Source organism: Streptomyces sp. NBC_01264 (genome assembly GCF_026340675.1).
In the GTDB taxonomy this organism is placed as follows: Bacteria; Actinomycetota; Actinomycetes; order Streptomycetales; family Streptomycetaceae; genus Streptomyces.
On record NZ_JAPEOX010000001.1, the window covers coordinates 947,784 to 966,144 of the forward strand.

Below are 18,361 nucleotides of genomic sequence, written 5' to 3' on the forward strand. Positions count from 1 at the left end.
TGACTGACCGACGTGTCAGTCATCGAGCCTCCCTCCGTCACCGCGTGCTACGCCCTCGCCGTCCTGAGCGCCACGGCGGAGGGCACCGGCGGGCCGGCTTCCTGGAGCCTGCCCACGGACCGGCTGGAGTTCGGCGAGATGCGCGCCCTGTGGGACGAAGTGCTCGGCGCCGTGGGCGCCGGCCCGCACACCGGGCTGCTCGTGGGTGACCGGATCAGGCCCGAGGGCCTGCACATCCTGGGCCACCTCGTCCTCACCTGCGCCAGCCTCGCGGACGCCGCGCAGGCGGCCGAGCGCTACCACCCCCTGGTGAGCCAGGCGGGCAAGGTGACCCTGCACCGTCACGGCGGCGTCGGCAGGATCTGTTACCGGCCGACCGTCGCCGCCGCGGCCATGCACCCCCAGCAGGTGGAAGCGGTCGTCAGCAGCATGGTGCGGGCGGGCCGGTGGATCGCCGGCGACGGCTGGGCGCCCCTGGCCGTGTCGTTCGCCCACCCGCGGAGGGGCTCGGCGGAGCCCTACGCCGACGTCCTCGGCTGTCCCGTCGCCTTCGACGCCCCGGAGACGGCGATCACGGTCGCCGACGAGGACCTCGACCGGCGCCGCCCGCTCTACGACCCGGCGCTCAACGCCCTGCACCGGTCCTACGCCGACCAGCTGCTGCACCGGCTGTCCGCCGCCGGGACCGTCGCCGAGCGCGTACGGCAGTGGCTGGAGGACGCCGCGCTCCAGGACGCGGGACCGCAGGGCCCCGCCGGGGAGCTCAGCCTCAGCGTCCGGACCCTGCGCCGGGCCCTGCACGCGGAGGGCACGTCGTGGCGCGCGCTCCTCGACACCGCCCGCCACGGCCGGGCCGGGCGGCTGCTGGAGACCACCGACCTGCCGCTGGACCGGATCGCCCCGCTCGTCGGCCTCAGCGGCGCGACGGCCCTGGTCCGTGCCTTCACCCGGTGGGAGGGGATGCCTCCGGGGGCCTACAGGAGCAGGCACCGGCCCGCGTCCACGGTTCGCGCCGGGGCCGGCGGCCCTGGGGAAGGTCACCGCGAGTGAGGAGGGTCACCGCGGTCGACCCCCCCGGACGGCCGCCCCCGTTGCTAGATTGTCCGGCGGCCCAGGCCCCGGACGAGACGCGCCGTACCCGGTTACGCACGACGACGCGCGAGGTGCCGCACGAGCGGCGCCTTCCGCTGTCCGCGCCCGGGCAGCGTCCTCGTCGAGCAAGATGGGCCGAACGCCATGACCGTGCCACTCACCCGCAGCCTGTACCGGACGACCGCGCACGCCGCCGGGGGCCGGACCGGATCCGTCCGCACCGACGACGGGCGCCTGGACGTCCGCCTCGCCCCGCCGCGCAAGAAGGTCCCGGGCACCACCAACCCCGAGCAGCTCTTCGCGGCCGGTTTCGCCGCCTGCTTCACCTCCGCGCTCGCGGAGGTCGCCGCCGAGTTCGGGGCGGACGCCTCCGCCGCGCGGGTGGCCTGCGAAGTGGAGCTCGGCACCACGGACACGCCCGCGGGCTACGGCCTCGCCGTGGCCCTCACCGTCAGCCTGCCCGGGTGGCGGGCCGCGGACCTCCAGCCGCTGCTGCACCGGGCGGACGCGGTATGCCCCTACTCGCAGGCCGTACGCGGCAACGTACCGCTGACGCTCCTGGCGGTGGAGGACCCCGCCCCCGGTGAACCGGCGCCCTCGCTCACAGCATGACGTGCTTGGCCTGGGTGTAGTCCAGGAGCCCGGACAGGGAGAGGTCGCTGCCGTAGCCGGAGTGTTTGACTCCGCCGTGCGGCATCTCGGAGACCGTGGTGCCGTGGGTGTTCACCCAGACGATTCCGGTGTGCAGGGCACGGGTGGCGCGCATCGCCCGGTCGTGGTCGGTGGTCCACACGCTCGCGGCCAGGCCGAAGCGAACTCCGTTGGCGAGGTGCAGGGCCTCGGGCTCGTCCGCGAAGGACTGGACGGTCACGACGGGTCCGAAGATCTCCTCCTGCACGATCTCGTCGTTCTGACGGACGCCCGCGACCACGGTGGGCTCGTGGAAGAAGCCGGGGCGCGGGAGCCGGCTGCCGCCGGTGACGATCCCGGCATGGGCCGGCAGCCGGTCCAGGAGCCCCCGTACCGAGGCCAGTTGGACGGTGTTGTTGAGGGGGCCGAAGTCGGCGCCGGCGCGGAGCCCGGCCGCCCGGGCGGCGAAGGCCGCGAGGAACGCGTCGTGGATCCGGTGGTGGACCAGGAGCCGGGTGGGTGCGGTGCAGTCCTGGCCGGCGTTGTAGAAGGCGACCGCGGCGAGGGCGGCGGCGGTGGCATCCACGTCCACGTCCTCGTGGACGATGACGGGCGCGTTGCCGCCCAGTTCCAGGTGGACCCGTTTGAGGCCGGCCGCGGCGGCCGCCGCGATCTCCTGTCCGGCGCGGACGCTGCCGGTGACGGCGATCAGGGCGACCGCCGGGTGGGCGGTGAGGGCCCGGCCGGTGTCGCGGTCCCCGCAGACGACGTTGAGCACGCCCGGCGGCAGATGGTCGGCGGCGATCCGGGCCAGGAGCACGGCCGAGGTGGGGGTGGTGTCGGCGGGCTTGAGCACGGTGGTGTTGCCGGCGGCGATGGCCGGAGCGATCTTCCACGCGGCCATCATCAGCGGGTAGTTCCAGGGGGTGATCTGGGCGCAGACCCCGACCGGTTCGCGGCGCAGCAGGGAGGTGCGGCCTTCGGTGTACTCGGCAGCGGCGGCGCCCGGGAGGTTCCGGGCGGCTCCGGCGAAGTAGCGGAAGCAGTCGGCGATCCCCGGGAGCTCGTCGTCCCTGAACTGCTCGGCGGGCTTGCCGGTGTCCCCGGTCTCGGCGGCCGTGAAGGCCTCCGCGTGCGCCTCGATGGCGTCGGCGATGCCGAGGAGGGCGCGCTGGCGCACCTGCGGGGTCGTGGTGGACCAGTGTGCGTACGCGGCGGCCGCCGCGAAGCAGGCCGCGTCCGTGTCGGCGGGGCCCGAGCGCGGGGCGTGGCGGTGCACGCGTCCGGTGGCGGGGTCGGTGAGGGCCATGGTGTCGCCGGTGGCCGCGGGCCGGTCCACTCCCCCGATGTGGTTGTACAGGAGCCCGGTGGGGTGAGGCGGGGGCCCGATGCGGTCGTGCGGCGTCGCGGTGCCGTCGTGCGGCGTCGCGGTGTGGTCGTGCGGGGCGTCAGCCACGGCGCAGGGCCTCCTCGGCGGCGGCGCGTCCGGTGCGGACGGCACCTTCCATGTAGCCGGCCACCCACTGGTCGGACCCGCAGACGTAGAAGGGGGGTTCATGGGTGCCGTGGCGGGGGCCGACGGCCATGACGTCACCGGGGGCCCACTGGGTGACGTACCCCTGGGTCCACGGGTCGGTGCCCCACATCCGGATGAAGGTGGCGAGCGGCCGGTGCGCCTCGTCTCCGTAGAGGCGCGCGATGTCGGCCAGCAGTTCGGCGGTGCGCAGGGGGGCGGGCGTGCCGAGGAGGACTCCGTAGCGTTCGGGCGGGACCAGGGCGGAGAGGATGCCTTCGCTCTGGGGCCAGGTGCTGCCGAGGACGCCTTCGCATTCGGAGAGGCCGCTGAGGCCCTGGTCGCGCCAGAAGGGTCGGGCGTACGCGGCGGTGAACTTGGCGGCGAGGGCGTGGCGTTGGCGGTGCAGGGAGGAGAGGCGTTCGTCGGGCACCCCGGTGACGGCGAGCGCGCGGAACGGGCCGGCCGGGAGGGCGCTGACCACGGCGTCGGCGGTGAGGGTTTCGCCGTCGGCCAGGCGTACGGAGCTGCGGCCCGGCCGCCGTATCGCGACCTCCGCGACGGGGGAACCCGTACGGATCCGGCCGCCGAGGGCCTCGGCCATGCGCAGGGCCACGGTCGCCGAGCCCTCGGTCACGCGCAGGCCCTCCCACGCCTCGTACTCGTAGTGGCCGGTGCCGGGTACGGCGGCGTGTTTGCGCAGGGCCGCGAGCAGGGAGGTCCGTTCGCACGAGCCGTCGGCGAGGGCGAGTTGGCCGATCTCCCAGAGGCGTACGACGGCCTGGGTGGCGCCCTGGGCGCGGAGCCAGTCGCCGACGGACAGCCGGTCGAGCCGCGCGGCCTCGGGGTGGGACCAGGGGTCGGCCGGATCGACGTCGGCGGCGAGCGCCGTGAAGGCGGCGCTGACCTTGGCGTGGCAGGCGTCGTCGCCGGGCCCGAACCAGTGGGGCGGGTCCGCGGCGGAGACTCCTTCGGGGGTGGCGCGGACGAGGGCCCCGGGCTCGGCGACGTAGCTGGGGACCAGGGTGAGGCCCAGTTCCGCGGCCAGAGCGGTGTAGGCGGTGTGGGCCCGGCCGACCACCTCCCCGCCGAGCTGGACCAGCCGGCCGTCGGGGAGGGTGGTCTGTTCGACGCGTCCGCCGACCCGGTCGCGGGCCTCGACGACGAGGACGTCGGCCCCGCCCGCGGCCAGGTCGCGCGCGGCGGCGAGACCTGCCAGTCCGGCGCCGAGCACGATGACGTCGTGGTTCATGGGTGTGCTTCCTTCGGTCGGTGCCGGATGGGTCAGTCGAGGACGAGGCAGTGCTCGGGGTCCCAGCCGATCTCGACCTGCTCGCCGCCGCTCCAGCGGTCCTCCATACGGGACCGGACGGTGTTCTGCTCCAGCACGGACACCGTGACGCCGGGGGCCAGCTCGATGAGGTAGGTGGTGGTCGGGCCGCTGTACACGGTCTCCCGGACGACTCCGCCGACCCGGGCCATGCCCGGTTCGAAGCCGGAGAGCCAGACCTTCTCCGGACGGATCGAGAGGCTGACCCGGCTGCCTTCGGGGACGCCGGGCCGGGGGCCCACGGGCAGGGCGGGGCCCTGGTCGAGGACGACGCGGCCGGAGCGGTAGGTCCCCGGGACCAGGTTGGAGGTACCCATGAAGGAGGCCACGAACCGGCTCGTGGGGCGCTCGTACACGTCCTCCGGTGTGCCGCACTGCTCGATGCGGCCCTCGTTCATGACGGCGAGGCGGTCCGACATGGTCAGCGCCTCGTCCTGGTCGTGGGTGACGAAGACGAAGGTGATGCCGACCTCGCGCTGGATCTGCTTGAGCTCGACCTGCATCCGGCGGCGCAGTTTCAGGTCGAGGGCGGCCAGTGGCTCGTCCAGGAGCAGGACTTGGGGCCGGTTGACCAGGGCGCGGGCGAGGGCGACGCGCTGGCGCTGGCCGCCAGAGAGCGTGGGCGGCTTGCGGCCGGCCAGTTCTCCGAGCTGTACGAGGTCCAGCATCTCGCCGACCCGCCGGCGGATCTCGGCGCGGGGAACGCCGCTGCGCTTGAGGCCGAAGGCCACGTTGTCGGCGAGCGAGAGGTGGTCGAAGAGGGCGTAGCTCTGGAAGACGGTGTTGACGTTGCGCTTGTTGGGCGGCAGGCCCGTGACGTCCTCGCCGTCGAGCAGGACGCTGCCCTCCGTGGGGTCGACGAAGCCTCCGGTCATGCGCAGCAGGGTCGTCTTCCCGCAGCCGGAGGGGCCGAGGAGGGAGAAGAACTCACCGGGGGCGATGTCGAGGGTGACGTCGTGGACGGCGTAGGTGTCCGTGTTGCGGTACTGCTTGGCGACCCGGTCGAGCCGGACCGCCGGGTGCGGGTCGCCTGCGGCGTGCTCGGCGGGTTCGGCGTGCGGGGCGGCTGCGGCGTGCTGGGCAGGTTCGGCGTGCGGGTCGCCTGCGGCGTGCTGGGCGGGTCCGGCGTGCGGGGCGGCTGCGGCGGGCGGGTCGCCTGCGGTGTGCAGGGTGGCTGCGGCATGCAGGGCGGCGTCGGCGGGCGGGTCGCCTGCGGTGTGCAGGGTGGCTGCGGCATGCAGGGCGGCGTCGGCGGGCGGGTCGCCTGCGGTGTGCAGGGTGGCTGCGGCATGCAGGGCGGCGTCGGCGGGCGGGTCGCCTGCGGTGTGCAGGGCCGCGGCGTCGGGGGCGACGGCGTGCGGGTCGACGGTGTGCGCGTCCGCGGGCGGATCAGGGTTCTGGTGCTGCATGGGTGTCACTTCCCCGGGAGCAGATCGAGGCCGCCTCGGCGGCCGAAGAGGCGCGGGATGGCGAGGGCGAACGCGATGAGGGCGATGGAGCCGACGAGCATCAGGGTGCCGACGGCGTTGATGGTGGGCTGGACGCCGAACCTGATCGCCGAGTAGATGCGGACGGAGAGCGGTTGCGGGTCGACACCGGTGGTGAAGTAGGCGAGGACGAAGTCGTCGAAGACGAGGGCGAAGATCAGTACTCCGGACGCGAGGATGCCGGGGAGCAGCGCGGGCAGGGTCACCAGGCGCAGGGCCTGTCCGCGGGTGGCGCCGAGGTCCATCGCGGCCTCCTCGACCTCCGGGTTGAGGGCGGCTATGCGGGAGCGCAGGATCACCGTGACGTAGGAGACGGAGAAGGTGATCTCGGCGAGCATCACGGTGGTGGTGGACAGGGTGATGCCGAGGCCCTTGAAGAGCATCATCGAGGCGACACCGGTGACGATCTCCGGAGTGATCAGCGGGACGAGCATGACCAGTCCCGCGAAGGAGCCGAGGCGGCCGCGGCCGCGGACCAGTCCCAGGGCGAGGGCCACTCCGAGGACGAGCGAGACGGCCATCGCGACCAGGGACACCCGCAGGCTCATGCCGAGCGAGCCGATGAGTACGTCGTCGTGGAGGAACGCGTCGTACCAGCGCAGGCTCACCCCGTCGAAGACGGTGAGGGACTTCTGCGCGTTGAAGGAGAACAGGACGACGACGCCGACGGGGAGGTAGAGCAGCGCGAAGAAGAGCACCGTGACGGCGATCGCGAACCGGGGCCGGCGGTCGGCTCCGCGGCGCCGCGGGGCGGGGCGGCGCGTCCGGGTGGCGGGCCGGGTCTTCGCCGCGCCGGCGGTCCGTGGGTCGGTCCGTGGGGCGGTGCCTTCGGTCGTCGCGGCGTGCGGCGCGGCAGGCACCGTACGGGTGACCGGGCGCGGGTTCATCGGACCGCCTCCGCCTCGTCCTTGCGGGTGCGCCTCAGGTAGCCGAGCATCCCGAGCAGCAGCACCGCCATCAGCAGGATGGTCAGGGCCGAGCCGAGCGGCCAGTTCTGGCCCTGGAAGAACTTGTCCTGGATCAGGTTGCCGATCATGATCTGGTCGGGGCCTCCCATGAGCTGTGCGCTGACGAAGTCGCCCATGGCGGGCAGGAAGACGAGGACGCAGCCGGCTGCCGCGCCCTGGCGGGTGGCGGGCACGGTGACGAAGAGGAAGGTCCTCAAGGGGCCGCCGTAGAGGTCCCGTCCGGCCTCGATGAGTGAGGTGTCCATGCGCTCCATGGCCGCGTACAGCGGGATGATCATGAAGACGACGAAGCCGTAGACGAGTCCGGCGATGACCCCCGGAGCGGTCTGGAGGATCTTGGTGTCGCCGTCGGCGAGGCCGATCGCGCGCAGGGCCTTCAGTACCGGCCCGTCGTCGGAGAGCACCACGGACCAGCCGTACATCCGCACCAGGTAGTTGGCGAAGAACGGGACGACGATCGCGGCGATCAGCAGGTTCTTGAAGCGGCCGCCGCTCAGGGCGATGGCGTAGGCGACGGGGTAGGCCACGGCCAGGCAGATCAGGCAGGTGATCAGCGCGTAGCCGAGCGAGCGCAGCAGGACGGTGCGGTAGGCCGGATCGGCCAGCGCGGCGAAGTTCTCGAAGTTGAGCCCGAAGCGAGGGTTTCCGAGCGGGTCGGTGGTGCCGAGGGAGAGGGTGGCCACCAGGAGCAGGGACGCGACGAGGAACCCGGTCATCCAGAGGGTGCCCGGGAGCATGAACCAGGTCCACAGCCTCGCCTCCTTCCCCGCGCGTCCTCCGCGCGGCGGACGGGGCGGGACGGATCCGACCCGCGGACCCCGAAGATCAGGTCGTGGCATGTCAGCCGGCCTTCACGTCGGTCCAGGCGGCGTCGCGGTGCTGCTCGCCCTTGGCCGTGCCGTTGCGGAAGTAGAGGTCGTCCTTGAGGTCGGCCGCCGTCACCTGGCACTGGGGGAACGGCTCGACGAGCGCGGTGTAGGTGTCCTCGCTGCCGCGGACCGGCATGGGGTAGCCGATGTACTCGATGTTCTTCTTCACGTTCTCCGGGCGGAGCATGTAGTCGATGAAGAGCATCGCCGTGCCGGGGTGCTGCGCGTTGGCGGGGATCGCGTAACAGTCGGAGTTGAGGGGGGCGCCCTCGCGGGCGACCTCGAAGCCGAAGACGGAGGGGTCCTCCGCCTGGGCGAGCATGGCGGCCATGTCCCCGCTCCACGCCTGCGTCATGTCGGCGTTGCCGTTGAGCAGGTTGTTGTAGCTGTCGCTGGAGAAGCCGCGCAGGCGGGGGCGGAGCGAGCGCAGGGTGTCGGTGACGCGCGCGAGCTCGTCCTGGTCGTCGGTGGTGAGGCCGAGGCCGAGCTTGAGCTCGCCCACGCCGAGCACCTCGTCGCGGTCGTCGAGGACGAAGACCTTGCCCTTGGCCTGCTCGTTCCACAGGTCGTCCCAGGAGCCGGTCAGGTCGCCGAGCCGGTCGCGGCGCCAGCCGATGCCGGTCTTGTACATGGTGAAGGGCACGGTGTGCCGGGAGCGGGGGTCGTACCAGGGGTCGGCGAAGTAGTCGTAGCCGGCGAACACGGCCTCGGCGTTCTTCAGCCGGGTGTGGTCGATCGTCCGCAGCTTCCCCCCGTCGGCGAGGCGCTGGGACCACTTCGCCGTGGGGAAGATGATGTCGTACCGGTTCCCGGAGTTGAGCTTGGCGGCCATGCCTTCCATCGAGTCGAAGTTCGACTGGACGACCTTGACGCCGTACTCCTTCTCGAAGCCTTCGAAGACGGCCGGGTCGACGAAGTCGGCCCAGTTGAAGTAGACGAGGTCGCCGTCGACCTTGACGTCGATCGGCGTCTCCTCGGCCGCTTTGCCGGCCGGGTCGTCACCGGCCGCGAACCCGCAGCCGGCTGCCGCGAGGCCGAATGCGGCGGCGGTGCCGGCGCGGAGGAGGGAGCGTCTGGACAGGGGGTGTGCCTCGGGGGACATGCGGGGTCCTCTCCGTAGGGGGCCGTGGGGAGACGGCTGGTGGGAAGACGTGCGCGGAGGGTGGGGGGTGAGGTGAGACGGGGGGAACTGGAGCTGTCTCAGGCGCGGTTCAGCGCTCGACGTCTGCCGCGCCGGGATCCGCGGCGGGATCAGCTACGGCGTCCAGGTCCGCCCGGATGCGGCCGGCGAACCAGCCGACCGCTGCCTCTCGGCGGGACAGCGGGCCGGGCTCGAAGCCGGGGGTGGAGAGGCCCTTCTGCACACGGGCGACCAGCTCGACGTCCTCGTCGTTGGTGATCCAGCCGATGTGGATGTTCAGGCGGCGGGCGATGCGGGTGCGCAGGCCCGTACCGCGCCGGGTGTAGAACGCGCCGGGGACGGCCACCCGGTCGACCGCCGTCGGGATCGCGGTCCAGGCCAGGACGTGGTCGGGGTAGAAGTCGATGAGGGTGTTCGGGTAGATGACCGCGTAGCGCCAGGTCCGGCGGTCGGCTTCGGCGAGGCCGGGCATGGGGGCGGCGATGCGCTGGTAGAGGCGTTCGGCCCAGTTCGAGGACGGCTTGTCCCGCAGGGGCGAGGCGAACAGTGCGTAGGACTCCTCGATCTCGCAGGTGTAGCCCTGGTAGTCGAGCAGCCGCATCAGCCCCGGATGGGCCACCGGTACGTGGTAGCCCTCCAGGTAATTGTCGACCGTCACCTTCCAGTTGGCCTCCTGCACCTCGGCTGCGGCCAGGTCGTGGATCCGGGCGCGGCCGACCGGGACCAGGTCGGCCCCGGCGTAGTGGCCGACGGCCTCGGCGAGCCCGGCGCACTGCTGGGCCAGGGGCACGGCGTCGGGGTCGAGGTTGACGAACACGAAGCCGAGGAAGGATTCGACGCGGGCCGGGAACAGGCCGAGGGCGGGCTTGTCGAGGCAGGGGATCTGCCTCGCCTCCGGGGCTCCGACCAGGGTTCCGTCGAGGCGGTAGGTCCAGCCGTGGTACGGGCAGCGGATCGCTTTGCCGGCTGGTTCGGGGGCGGTGACCAGGCGTGTTCCGCGGTGGCGGCACACGTTGAGGTGGGCGGCGAGGGCGCCGTCCTCGGTGCGGACGACGAGCACCTCGCGGCCGGCGACGGTGGCGGCGAGCCGGGCGCCCGGGTTCGGCAGGTCGGACTCGTGGCAGACGAGCTGCCAGGCCTTGGCGAAGACCTGCCGGACCTCCTGGGCGGCCGTGTCGGGATCGGTGTAGTAGCGGGCTGACAGGGCGGGCCCGGGGGCGTCCGGGACCGGCGCGCGGGCCGGCATCGGCTGGTCGGCCCGGACCGGCGGGTGGGGCTCGGCCGACTGGTCGGCCGGGACCGGCGGGTGGGACTCGGCCGACTGGTCGGCCGGGGGCTTTTCGGGGGCTCTGGAGTGCATCGGGTGACTCCTCCGTACCGCGGTGCGGTGATCGGTCTCGGCGAGGGCATCGAGACGACCCGGCGTTGGACAGCGGGCCGCGGCGGTCGCCGGGGCCTTGCTGACCGATTGGACAGCCAGATTGCTGGCTGATTTCCGCCGGGTCAAGACTTGTACGCTGACCGATCGGTCAGCTAGCGTAATTCTCGTCGCTGCACCGGCGTTCGGCCTCTTCTGGGCCTTTTGTCGGGCTGGATGCAGCCCCGCCGCCCTGGCACCCGCCAGGGCCCGCACCCCCTCCTCCTCCCCTGCCGCACGCCATCGGCGTCCCCGCGGTGAGCCCCGGGCATCCCCACGCCGACCCCGGCTCCCGGAACCGGCCCGGTGGCTCACGGCACCCCACTCCTCCCGGAGGCACGCATGAGCGGTCGTCGGCGTCTGGACTGGCTCGGGCTCACCCCCGAACCGGAGCGGGAACTGCCCGCTGCGGTCGCCGCCCTGCGCGCTTCCCCGCACCGTCCCCCCACGGACCTGATCGCCTCCGAGCAACACCGCCTGGAGCGCCTGATCCTGCGGGGCGGCCGGCGCGGCTGGCTGCGCTACCTGGCCGAGGTCACCGCCCTGGTGACCGCCGCGGCCGGCGGCCCCGGTCAGGGCGACCGCACGGCAGCCCTGGTCGCCGGCGAGGTGGTCCTCGACCACCACCGCATGCTCATCGGCCTCCCGGGAACGGGATACGCCCGCACCGCCGCGGACCGCACCGCACTCGAGAGCGCCGTACGGACCCTGCGCGCCAACCCCCGGACAGGAAGCAGCCGATGACCACGATCCGAATCCCGACCGGGCAGGCACCGGGCTCCGTACTCGGCGCCGCGCCCGGCACGACGGAAGACCTCGAGGCGTACCTCGCCACCGGTGGCTACACCGACGCCACCGGCCCGGAGGAGCTGCTGCGCCACCTCGCCGCATCCGGTCTGCGCGGGCGCGGCGGGGCCGGCTTCCCGGCCGACGTCAAGCTCCGCGCCGTCCGCGAGCGCGGAGGCGCCCCGGTGGTGGTGGCGAACGGCGAGGAGGGCGAGCCCGGTTCGGTCAAGGACCGCTGGCTGCTGCGGGCCAGGCCCCATCTGGTGCTCGACGGCCTCGCCCGCGCCGCCGCGGTCACCGGCGCCGTACGCGGCTACGTCTACCTCTCGGACCCGGTGGCCGCGGACCGGGTGCGCCGGGCCCTCGCCGAACGGGAGCCGTGCCTGCCCGTCGAGGTCGTCGAGACCGCCCACGCCTACGTCGCCGGGGAGGAGAGCGCGGTCGTCCGCCGGATCGACGGCGGCCCGGCCCTGCCCACGGCCAAGCCGCCCCGCCCCTTCGAACGCGGTGTCGGCGGCGCGCCGACCCTGGTCTCCAACGTCGAGACGCTCGCCCGCATCGCCCTCACCGCCGCCCTCCCCGGCCTGCGGCGGGCGATCGCCCGCTCCACCCTCGTGACCCTGTCCGGCGGGAGCGCGGCCCCCGTCCTCACCGAGGTCCCCTACGGAGTCCCCCTGCGCACCCTGGCCGGCGAACTCGGCGCCCCGGACGCGGCCGGGGCACTGCTGGGCGGCCTGTTCGGCGGACTCGTCGACGCCCGCGCCCTGGACCTCCCCCTCGAACCCGGCGCGCTCGCCGCGGCGGACACCGCACTGGGCTGCGGAGCGATCCGCTTCCTCGCCCCCGGGGCCTGCCCGGTGAGCACCGCCGCCGACGCCGTCGGTCACCTCGCGGCCGAGAGCGCACGGCAGTGCGGGGTCTGCGTCTCGGGCACCGCGGCGGTCCGCGACGCCGTGTACGCCCTCGCCGTGGGGACCGCCGGCCCCGACACCCTCGTCCACCTGGAGCGGTGGTCGCGGGGCCTGCCCGGGCGGGGCGCGTGCGGGCTGCTCGACGCCGCCGCGGGCCTGGCCGGCAGCCTCCTGCGCTCCTTCCCCGAACTCGTCCGGTCCCACCTGCGCGGGCCCTGTCCCGGCTGCGCCCGCGCCGTCTCCTCACCCGCGAGCGGTCACGGGCACCGCCTCACCGTGGCCGTACCGGACGTCTCCGCCGCGACCGCGGACGACCGGACCGCCCGGACCGCCCCGACCGAACCCCGCTTGCCCGCCCTGAAGGGAACACCGTGAAACTCCTGCTGGACTCCACCCGCTGCCAGGGCTACGGACTGTGCCAGGAACACGCACCCCACCTGGTCGAACTCGACGAGTGGGGCTACGCGAAGGTCCTCCCCGTCACCGTCCCGCCCGGCGCCGAGGAAGCGGCGCGCGCCTGCGCCGAGAGCTGCCCCAACTCCGCGCTCAGAGTGGAGAACTGACATGGAACGTGAGCTGAGCGCTCTGTTCGACCCCCGCTCGGTCGCCGTGGTCGGCGCCAGCGACGACCCGGCGAAGTACGGCCACGCGGTGGCCTCCCAGGCCTTGCGCGCAGACGGGCGGCGCCCGGTGCACCTGGTGAACCGGCGCGGCGGCACCGTCCTCGGCAGGCGGGCCGCCCCGTCCCTCTCCGCGATCGGCGAACCCGTCGACCTGGTGGTGATCTCCGTCCCCGGCAGCGGCTTCGAGGCCGCCGTGGAAGAGGCCCTGGCCTGCGGGGCGAAGGCCATCGTCGGCATCACCGCCGGCTTCGCCGAAGCCGGCCCGGAGGGTGCGGCGCGGCAGCGCGCGATCGTCGCCCGGGTCCGGGCGGCCGGAGCCGTGCTCGTCGGACCCAACTGCCTGGGCATCGCCGACAACACGACGGAGCTGTACCTCGCCTCGGACCGTTTCGCACCCGGCGGCGTCGCCCTGCTGAGCCAGAGCGGCAACCTCGCCCTCGAACTCCAGCTCCGCGGCGCTCCGCACGGTCTGGGCTTCTCCCGCTTCGTCTCCCTCGGCAACCAGGCCGACGTCACCCTCGTCGACCTCGTCGAGGACTGCGCCCGCCACGAGGCCACCACGGCGATCGCCGTGTACGCCGAGGACTTCGGCGACGGCAGGGCCTTCGCCCGGGCCGCCGCCGCGGCCGGCAAGCCGGTGGTCCTGCTCACCGCCGGGCGCGGCTCCGCCTCGGCCCGCAGCGCCCGGTCGCACACCGGGGCGCTCACCACATCGGCCGAAGTCGTGGCCGCCGCCTGCCGCGACGCGGGGGTGGAACTCGTGCGCACCCCGAGGGAGATGACCGTCGTACTGGCCGCGGTGAGCAGCCGCCCGGGGCCCCGTACGGGAGGCGGCCGGACTGCGGTCTTCACCGACGGCGGCGGCCACGGGGCGATCGCGGCCGACGCCGCCGAGGAGGCCGGGCTCGCCGTGCCGGAGCTCGCGGAGGCGACCCAGGCAGGACTGCGGACCGTGCTGTGGCAGCAGTCCGCGGTCGCCAACCCGGTCGACCTGGCGGGGATGGGCGAGCAGGAACCCCTGTCGTACGCCGACACGGTCGGGCACCTGCTCGCCGCCGACGAGGTCGACGCCGTCCTGATGACGGGCTACTTCGGCGGGTACGCGGCGTCCGAGGGCGGCCTGGGCGGCGGGCAGGCGGGCGGCTCCGCGCTCGCGGAGGGGGAGACCCGGGCCGCCGAGAAGATCGTCGCCCACGTCGCGGGCTCGCCGAAGCCCCTGGTGGTGCAGTCGATGTACCCGGGGTCGCCGAGCTGCCGGGTACTGGCCGGGGCCGGGATACCCGTCTTCGCCGCCACCGAGGACGCCGCCCGCGCGCTGTCGGCGATGACCGGCCGCGCGGCGGGCCCCGTGCCGGGGCTCCCGGCGCTGCCCGCCGCCGCGGCGGCGCTGCGCGATCCTGGGTACCACGGGGTACGCGCGCTGCTCGGCGCCGCCGGTGTGCCGTTCCCGGCCGCCCGTGAGGTCACGGACGAGGCGGGAGTACTGGCCGCGGCCGGGGAGTTCGAGGGCCCGTACGTACTGAAGGCCCTGCACCTCCTGCACAAGTCCGACGCGGGTGGCGTGGCGCTGGGCCTGGCCGACCGGGACGCGCTCCTCGCCGCCTACCGGGACATGCGCGCCCGGCTCGGCCCCGGCTCGTACTCGGTCGAGGCGATGGCGGACCTCTCGGACGGCATCGAGCTGATCGTGGGCGTGAACCACGACCCCCGCTTCGGACCGGTGGCCATGGTCGGGCTCGGCGGGGTCCTCACCGAGACCCTGCGCGACGTGGCCTTCGCGCTGGCGCCCGTACCGGCGCGGCGGGCCGAGGAGCTGCTGCGGGGGCTGCGGACCGCGGCCCTGCTCGCGGGTGTCCGGGGCCGGCCGGCCGTCGACGTGGCCGCCGCGGCGGCCGTGATCGAACGCATCACGACGGTGGCCGCCGCGCATCCGGAGATCGCGGAACTGGAGGTCAACCCGCTGCTGGTCCGCCCGGACGGCGCCCTGGCGCTGGACGCACGGGCCGTCCTGGGCTGACCGACCGGCCCGCGTTCCCCCGCACCTCCCACATTCCTTCCATCCCTCCGCCCCCTTCCGCACCTTCCGTCCCCTCCATACCTTCCCTCCCCTCCATCCCTTCCGCACCGGAGAGCGTCATGGATTTCCGCTACACGCCCGAGCAGGCCGACCTCAAAGCCCGCGCCGCCGCCTACGCACAACTCCTGATGGGGTACGAGGACCAGTCCGAGGAAGCGGGCGGTCCCCTGCCCGTCGGGACGGTCCGCGAACTGACCCGGGCCGCCATGGACGCCGGCGTCTACGCGATCAACATGCCCGCGGCCTGGGGCGGGGCCGGCCTGTCCCTGCTGGACCAGGTCATCGTCGAGGAGGAGTTCGGCAAGGTCACCAACTGCCTCTGGGACATCCCCTGGCGGCCCGCGAACGTCCTCGCCCACGGCACCGAGGCGCAGCGCGAGGAGTACCTCCTGCCCGTCATCCGGGGCGAGCGCTTCGACGCGTTCGCGGTGACCGAACCCGGTGCCGGCTCGGATCCCGGCTCGTGCACGAGCACCGCGACCCGCACCGAGGGCGGCTGGCTGCTGAACGGCGAGAAGTGGTTCGTCACCTGTGGTGACATCGCCGACTTCCTTCTGGTGCAGGCCGATGCGGGCCCGGAGCGGGCCGCGACCCTGTTCTTCGTGGACAAGGGGGCGGCGGGCGTCGAGATGACCCGGGTCCCCCGGTTCATGCACTCCGCGGTGAACGGGCACCCCGAGTTCACCTTCACCGACGTCTTCGTCGCCGACGAGGACGTGCTCGGCGGTGTCGGCAACGGCTACGAGCTGACGAAGGAGTGGTTCACGGACGAGCGGCTGATGATCGCGGCCCGGACCGTCGGAGCGGCGGAGCGGGCCCTGGAACTCGCCCGCGACTGGTCGGTGCGTCGCCGCCAGTTCGGCTCGCCCATCGCCGACTTCCAGCTGATCCAGGGCATGCTCGCCGATTGCGCCGTCGACATCGCCGTCAACCGCGCCTACACCCACCAGGTCGCCTGGGAGGCCGACCAGCCGCACACCGACCCCAAGACCCTGCACGCCAAGGCGTCCACGGCCAAGCTCGCCGCAAGCGAGGCGGCGGGCCGGGTCATCGACCGGTGCGTGCAGATCTTCGGCGGCCGCGGCTACGACCGCTCGTACCCCGTCGAGCGGATGTACCGCGAACTGCGCGTCGACCGGATCTGGGAGGGGACCTCCGAGATCCAGCGCCTGATCATCGCGAACGAGCTGATCAAGCGGGGTACGCGGGCACTCGCGCTGCCCGGCCGCTCCTGATCGGTCCACCACCACCTCCCCCTCATCCACGATCACGAACACGAGGACGAACAACACATGGACTTCCGCCTCACCGCCCGTCAGGAAGAGCTCCGCGACTCGGCACGCGCCCTCACCGAGTTCATCACGAAGTACGAGCTCGACTGCGAGGAGAACAACGGCCTGCCCCCGCAGGCCCACACCGAGATCCGCGACGCGGTCCTCGACAGCGGCCTCCAGGCCGTCAACATGCCCGTGGAGTGGGGCGGCGCCGGCCTGAGCATCCTGGAGCAGGTCACCGTCCAGGCCGAACTCGGGCGGCTCACCGGCGCCCTGTGGGACATGGTGTGGCGTCCGGCCAACGCACTGTCCTTCTGCACGCCGGAGCAGCGCGAGCGGTACCTGGTCCCGGTGATCCGGGGACAGCGCCGTGACTGCTATGCGGTGAGCGAGCCCGAGGCCGGCTCCGACCCGCAGAGCCTGCGGACCACGGCGACGCGGACCGGGGACGGCGACTGGGTGCTGAACGGCGAGAAGTGGTTCGTCACCGTGGGCGACCACGCCGACTTCATGATCGTGCTCGCGGCCGCAGGGGAGGAGCGGGCACCGACCCTGTTCCTCGTCGACAAGGACACTCCGGGCATCGAGATGACCCGGGTGCCCCGCTGGATGCACACCTTCGTCTACGAGCACCCCGAGTTCACCTTCACCGATGTCCGCGTGCCCGGGGACGCCGTGCTCGGTGAGGTGGGCACCGGCTACGACATCACCCGCTCCTGGTTCACCGAGGAGCGGCTGATGATCGCCGCGCGCACGATCGGAGCGGCGGAGCGGGCTCTGGAGCTGGCCCGCGACTGGGCGGTCGAGCGGCGCCAGTTCGGTTCCCCCATCGCCGACTTCCAGCTGATCCAGGGCATGCTCGCCGACTGCGCCGTCGACATCGCCGTCAACCGCGCCTACACCCACCAGGTCGCCTGGGAGGTCGACGAGGGCGCCCTCGACCGCAAGACGCTGCACGCGAAGGCGGCCATCGCCAAGCTGTCGGCGAGCGAGGCGTCCGGCCGGGTCATCGACCGCTGTCTGCAGATCTTCGGCGGCCGCGGCTACGACCGCTCGTACCCCGTCGAGCGGCTCTACCGCGAACTGCGCGTCGACCGGATCTGGGAGGGCACCTCCGAGATCCAGCGCCTGATCATCGCGGGTGAACTCGTCAAGCGCGGTACGGGCGTGCTGCACATGCCCTCGGCCGTGTGACCTCCGCGTCCGACGTATCCGACACATCTGACGCATCCGACGCATCCAAAGGGGAAGAGCCGATGACCGATGTCGAACGCGTCGGGATCGTGGGGTGCGGCCTGATGGGCTCCGGCATCGCCGAGGTCTGCGCCCGCGCCGGACGGGACGTGGTGGTCGTGGAGACGAGCCGGGCGGCCGCGGACGCCGGCCTGGAGCGGATCACCCGCTCCCTGGCCCGTGCCACGGCCGCCGGGAAGCTGACCGCCGCCGAGCGCGACGCGGCGGCGGGCAGGATCACCATGACCACGGACATGGACGGGATGGCGGACCGGGACCTCGTCGTCGAAGCGGTGGCGGAGGACGAGCGGGCGAAGCTGGAGGTCTTCGCCCGGCTCGACCGCACGGTCGGGCGCGGGGACGCGGTCCTCGCGACGAACACCTCCTCCATCCCGGTCATCCGGCTGGCGGCGGCCACGTCCCGGCCCGAGCAGGTCGTCGGCCTCCACTTCTTCCAGCCCGTCCCGGTGCTCGCCCTGGTCGAGCTGGTGCCCTCCCTGCTGACCTCCGCGGAGACCGTCCGGCGCACGCGGGAGTTCGCCTCCGGCGTGCTGGGCAAGGAGGTCGTCCACGCCGAGGACCGGGCCGGGTTCGTGGTGAACGCGCTCCTCGTCCCGTACCTGCTGGCCGCCGTACGGATGGCCGCGTCGCGGACCGCCTCGGCCGAGGACATCGACCGGGCCATGACCCTGGGGTGCGCGCACCCGCTCGGGCCGCTGGCCCTGGCCGACCTGATCGGCCTGGACACCGTCCAGGCGATCGCCCGGTCGATGTACGCGGAGTACCGGGAGCCCCTGTACGCCCCGCCGCCCTTGCTGGCCCGGATGGTGGACGCGGGCCTGCTCGGCCGCAAGACCGGCCGGGGGTTCCACACCTATTCCTGACCGCGGTGCCCCGACGGCCCGATCGCTGACGCCCCATGCGCGAGGATGGGGTTCGGCGGGCCGGGCCGCCGGGGTCTTCCGCCCACCCGCGCATCCGATCCGACGGGTGCGCCGACACGGGGAGCA

At 73.5% G+C, this 18,361-nt stretch carries 15 protein-coding genes, 1 pseudogene and 1 riboswitch; of the genes and pseudogenes, 9 read left to right on the plus strand and 7 right to left on the minus strand.

Going from position 1 to position 18,361, the window contains the following annotated elements; translation table 11 throughout:
- Positions 1 to 12: 12 nt before the first annotated feature.
- Both OG435_RS04270 and OG435_RS04275 read left to right on the plus strand, forming a co-directional pair.
- Positions 13 to 1,050, plus strand: coding sequence for an AraC family transcriptional regulator (locus OG435_RS04270; RefSeq protein WP_266875362.1), 1,038 nt, complete (start codon positions 13 to 15; stop codon positions 1,048 to 1,050).
- Positions 1,051 to 1,097: 47 nt separating this feature from the next.
- Positions 1,098 to 1,161: riboswitch (guanidine-III (ykkC-III) riboswitch) on the plus strand.
- 75 nt (positions 1,162 to 1,236) lie between these two features.
- Positions 1,237 to 1,704 carry an Ohr family peroxiredoxin gene (locus tag OG435_RS04275; protein WP_266875363.1) on the plus strand — a complete coding sequence of 156 codons (468 nt, stop codon included), beginning with the start codon at positions 1,237 to 1,239 and terminating at the stop codon, positions 1,702 to 1,704.
- Here the strand turns inward: OG435_RS04275 and OG435_RS04280 are convergent.
- The 7 genes and pseudogenes from OG435_RS04280 to OG435_RS04310 form a co-directional block, all read right to left on the minus strand.
- Positions 1,694 to 3,031 (minus strand): aldehyde dehydrogenase family protein, encoded by a 1,338-nt coding sequence (locus OG435_RS04280; RefSeq protein ID WP_266881526.1) that lies wholly within the window; start codon positions 3,029 to 3,031, stop codon positions 1,694 to 1,696. The genes OG435_RS04275 and OG435_RS04280 overlap by 11 nt on opposite strands.
- A 139-nt stretch (positions 3,032 to 3,170) precedes the next feature.
- Positions 3,171 to 4,487: a flavin monoamine oxidase family protein gene (locus OG435_RS04285; RefSeq protein ID WP_266875364.1), complete on the minus strand. Its 1,317-nt coding sequence runs from the start codon at positions 4,485 to 4,487 to the stop codon at positions 3,171 to 3,173.
- 32 nt (positions 4,488 to 4,519) lie between these two features.
- Positions 4,520 to 5,590 (minus strand): annotated as a pseudogene (locus tag OG435_RS04290) (ABC transporter ATP-binding protein); the annotation flags it as partial.
- A gap of 389 nt (positions 5,591 to 5,979) precedes the next feature.
- Positions 5,980 to 6,939: an ABC transporter permease gene (locus OG435_RS04295; protein WP_266875366.1), complete on the minus strand. Its 960-nt coding sequence runs from the start codon at positions 6,937 to 6,939 to the stop codon at positions 5,980 to 5,982.
- Positions 6,936 to 7,757 (minus strand): ABC transporter permease, encoded by an 822-nt coding sequence (locus tag OG435_RS04300; protein ID WP_266875367.1) that lies wholly within the window; start codon positions 7,755 to 7,757, stop codon positions 6,936 to 6,938. The genes OG435_RS04295 and OG435_RS04300 overlap by 4 nt, the downstream gene beginning before the upstream one ends.
- A 103-nt stretch (positions 7,758 to 7,860) precedes the next feature.
- Entirely contained in the window at positions 7,861 to 8,991 is a 1,131-nt protein-coding gene (locus tag OG435_RS04305) for a polyamine ABC transporter substrate-binding protein (RefSeq protein WP_266875368.1), read from the minus strand.
- 109 nt (positions 8,992 to 9,100) lie between these two features.
- Positions 9,101 to 10,390: an aromatic ring-hydroxylating oxygenase subunit alpha gene (locus OG435_RS04310; protein ID WP_266875369.1), complete on the minus strand. Its 1,290-nt coding sequence runs from the start codon at positions 10,388 to 10,390 to the stop codon at positions 9,101 to 9,103.
- 399 nt (positions 10,391 to 10,789) lie between these two features.
- Between OG435_RS04310 and OG435_RS04315 the strand changes: the two genes are divergently transcribed.
- The 7 genes from OG435_RS04315 to OG435_RS04345 all read left to right on the plus strand — a co-directional run bounded on the left by OG435_RS04315 (position 10,790) and on the right by OG435_RS04345 (position 18,235).
- Positions 10,790 to 11,191, plus strand: a complete 402-nt coding sequence (locus OG435_RS04315; RefSeq protein ID WP_266875370.1) for a hypothetical protein — start codon at positions 10,790 to 10,792, stop codon at positions 11,189 to 11,191.
- Positions 11,188 to 12,519, plus strand: coding sequence for an NADH-ubiquinone oxidoreductase-F iron-sulfur binding region domain-containing protein (locus OG435_RS04320; RefSeq protein ID WP_266875371.1), 1,332 nt, complete (start codon positions 11,188 to 11,190; stop codon positions 12,517 to 12,519). The genes OG435_RS04315 and OG435_RS04320 overlap by 4 nt, the downstream gene beginning before the upstream one ends.
- Positions 12,516 to 12,707: a ferredoxin gene (locus tag OG435_RS04325; protein ID WP_266875372.1), complete on the plus strand. Its 192-nt coding sequence runs from the start codon at positions 12,516 to 12,518 to the stop codon at positions 12,705 to 12,707. Before OG435_RS04320 ends, OG435_RS04325 begins: the two co-directional genes overlap by 4 nt.
- 1 nt (position 12,708) lies before the next feature.
- Positions 12,709 to 14,784, plus strand: coding sequence for an acetate--CoA ligase family protein (locus OG435_RS04330; RefSeq protein ID WP_266875373.1), 2,076 nt, complete (start codon positions 12,709 to 12,711; stop codon positions 14,782 to 14,784).
- A gap of 119 nt (positions 14,785 to 14,903) precedes the next feature.
- A complete protein-coding gene (locus tag OG435_RS04335; protein ID WP_266875374.1) occupies positions 14,904 to 16,079 on the plus strand; it encodes an acyl-CoA dehydrogenase family protein in 1,176 nt (391 codons plus the stop codon).
- A 57-nt stretch (positions 16,080 to 16,136) separates the two neighbouring features.
- Positions 16,137 to 17,312, plus strand: a complete 1,176-nt coding sequence (locus OG435_RS04340; RefSeq protein ID WP_266875375.1) for an acyl-CoA dehydrogenase family protein — start codon at positions 16,137 to 16,139, stop codon at positions 17,310 to 17,312.
- A gap of 62 nt (positions 17,313 to 17,374) precedes the next feature.
- Positions 17,375 to 18,235 (plus strand): 3-hydroxybutyryl-CoA dehydrogenase, encoded by an 861-nt coding sequence (locus OG435_RS04345; protein WP_266875376.1) that lies wholly within the window; start codon positions 17,375 to 17,377, stop codon positions 18,233 to 18,235.
- Positions 18,236 to 18,361: the final 126 nt, after the last annotated feature.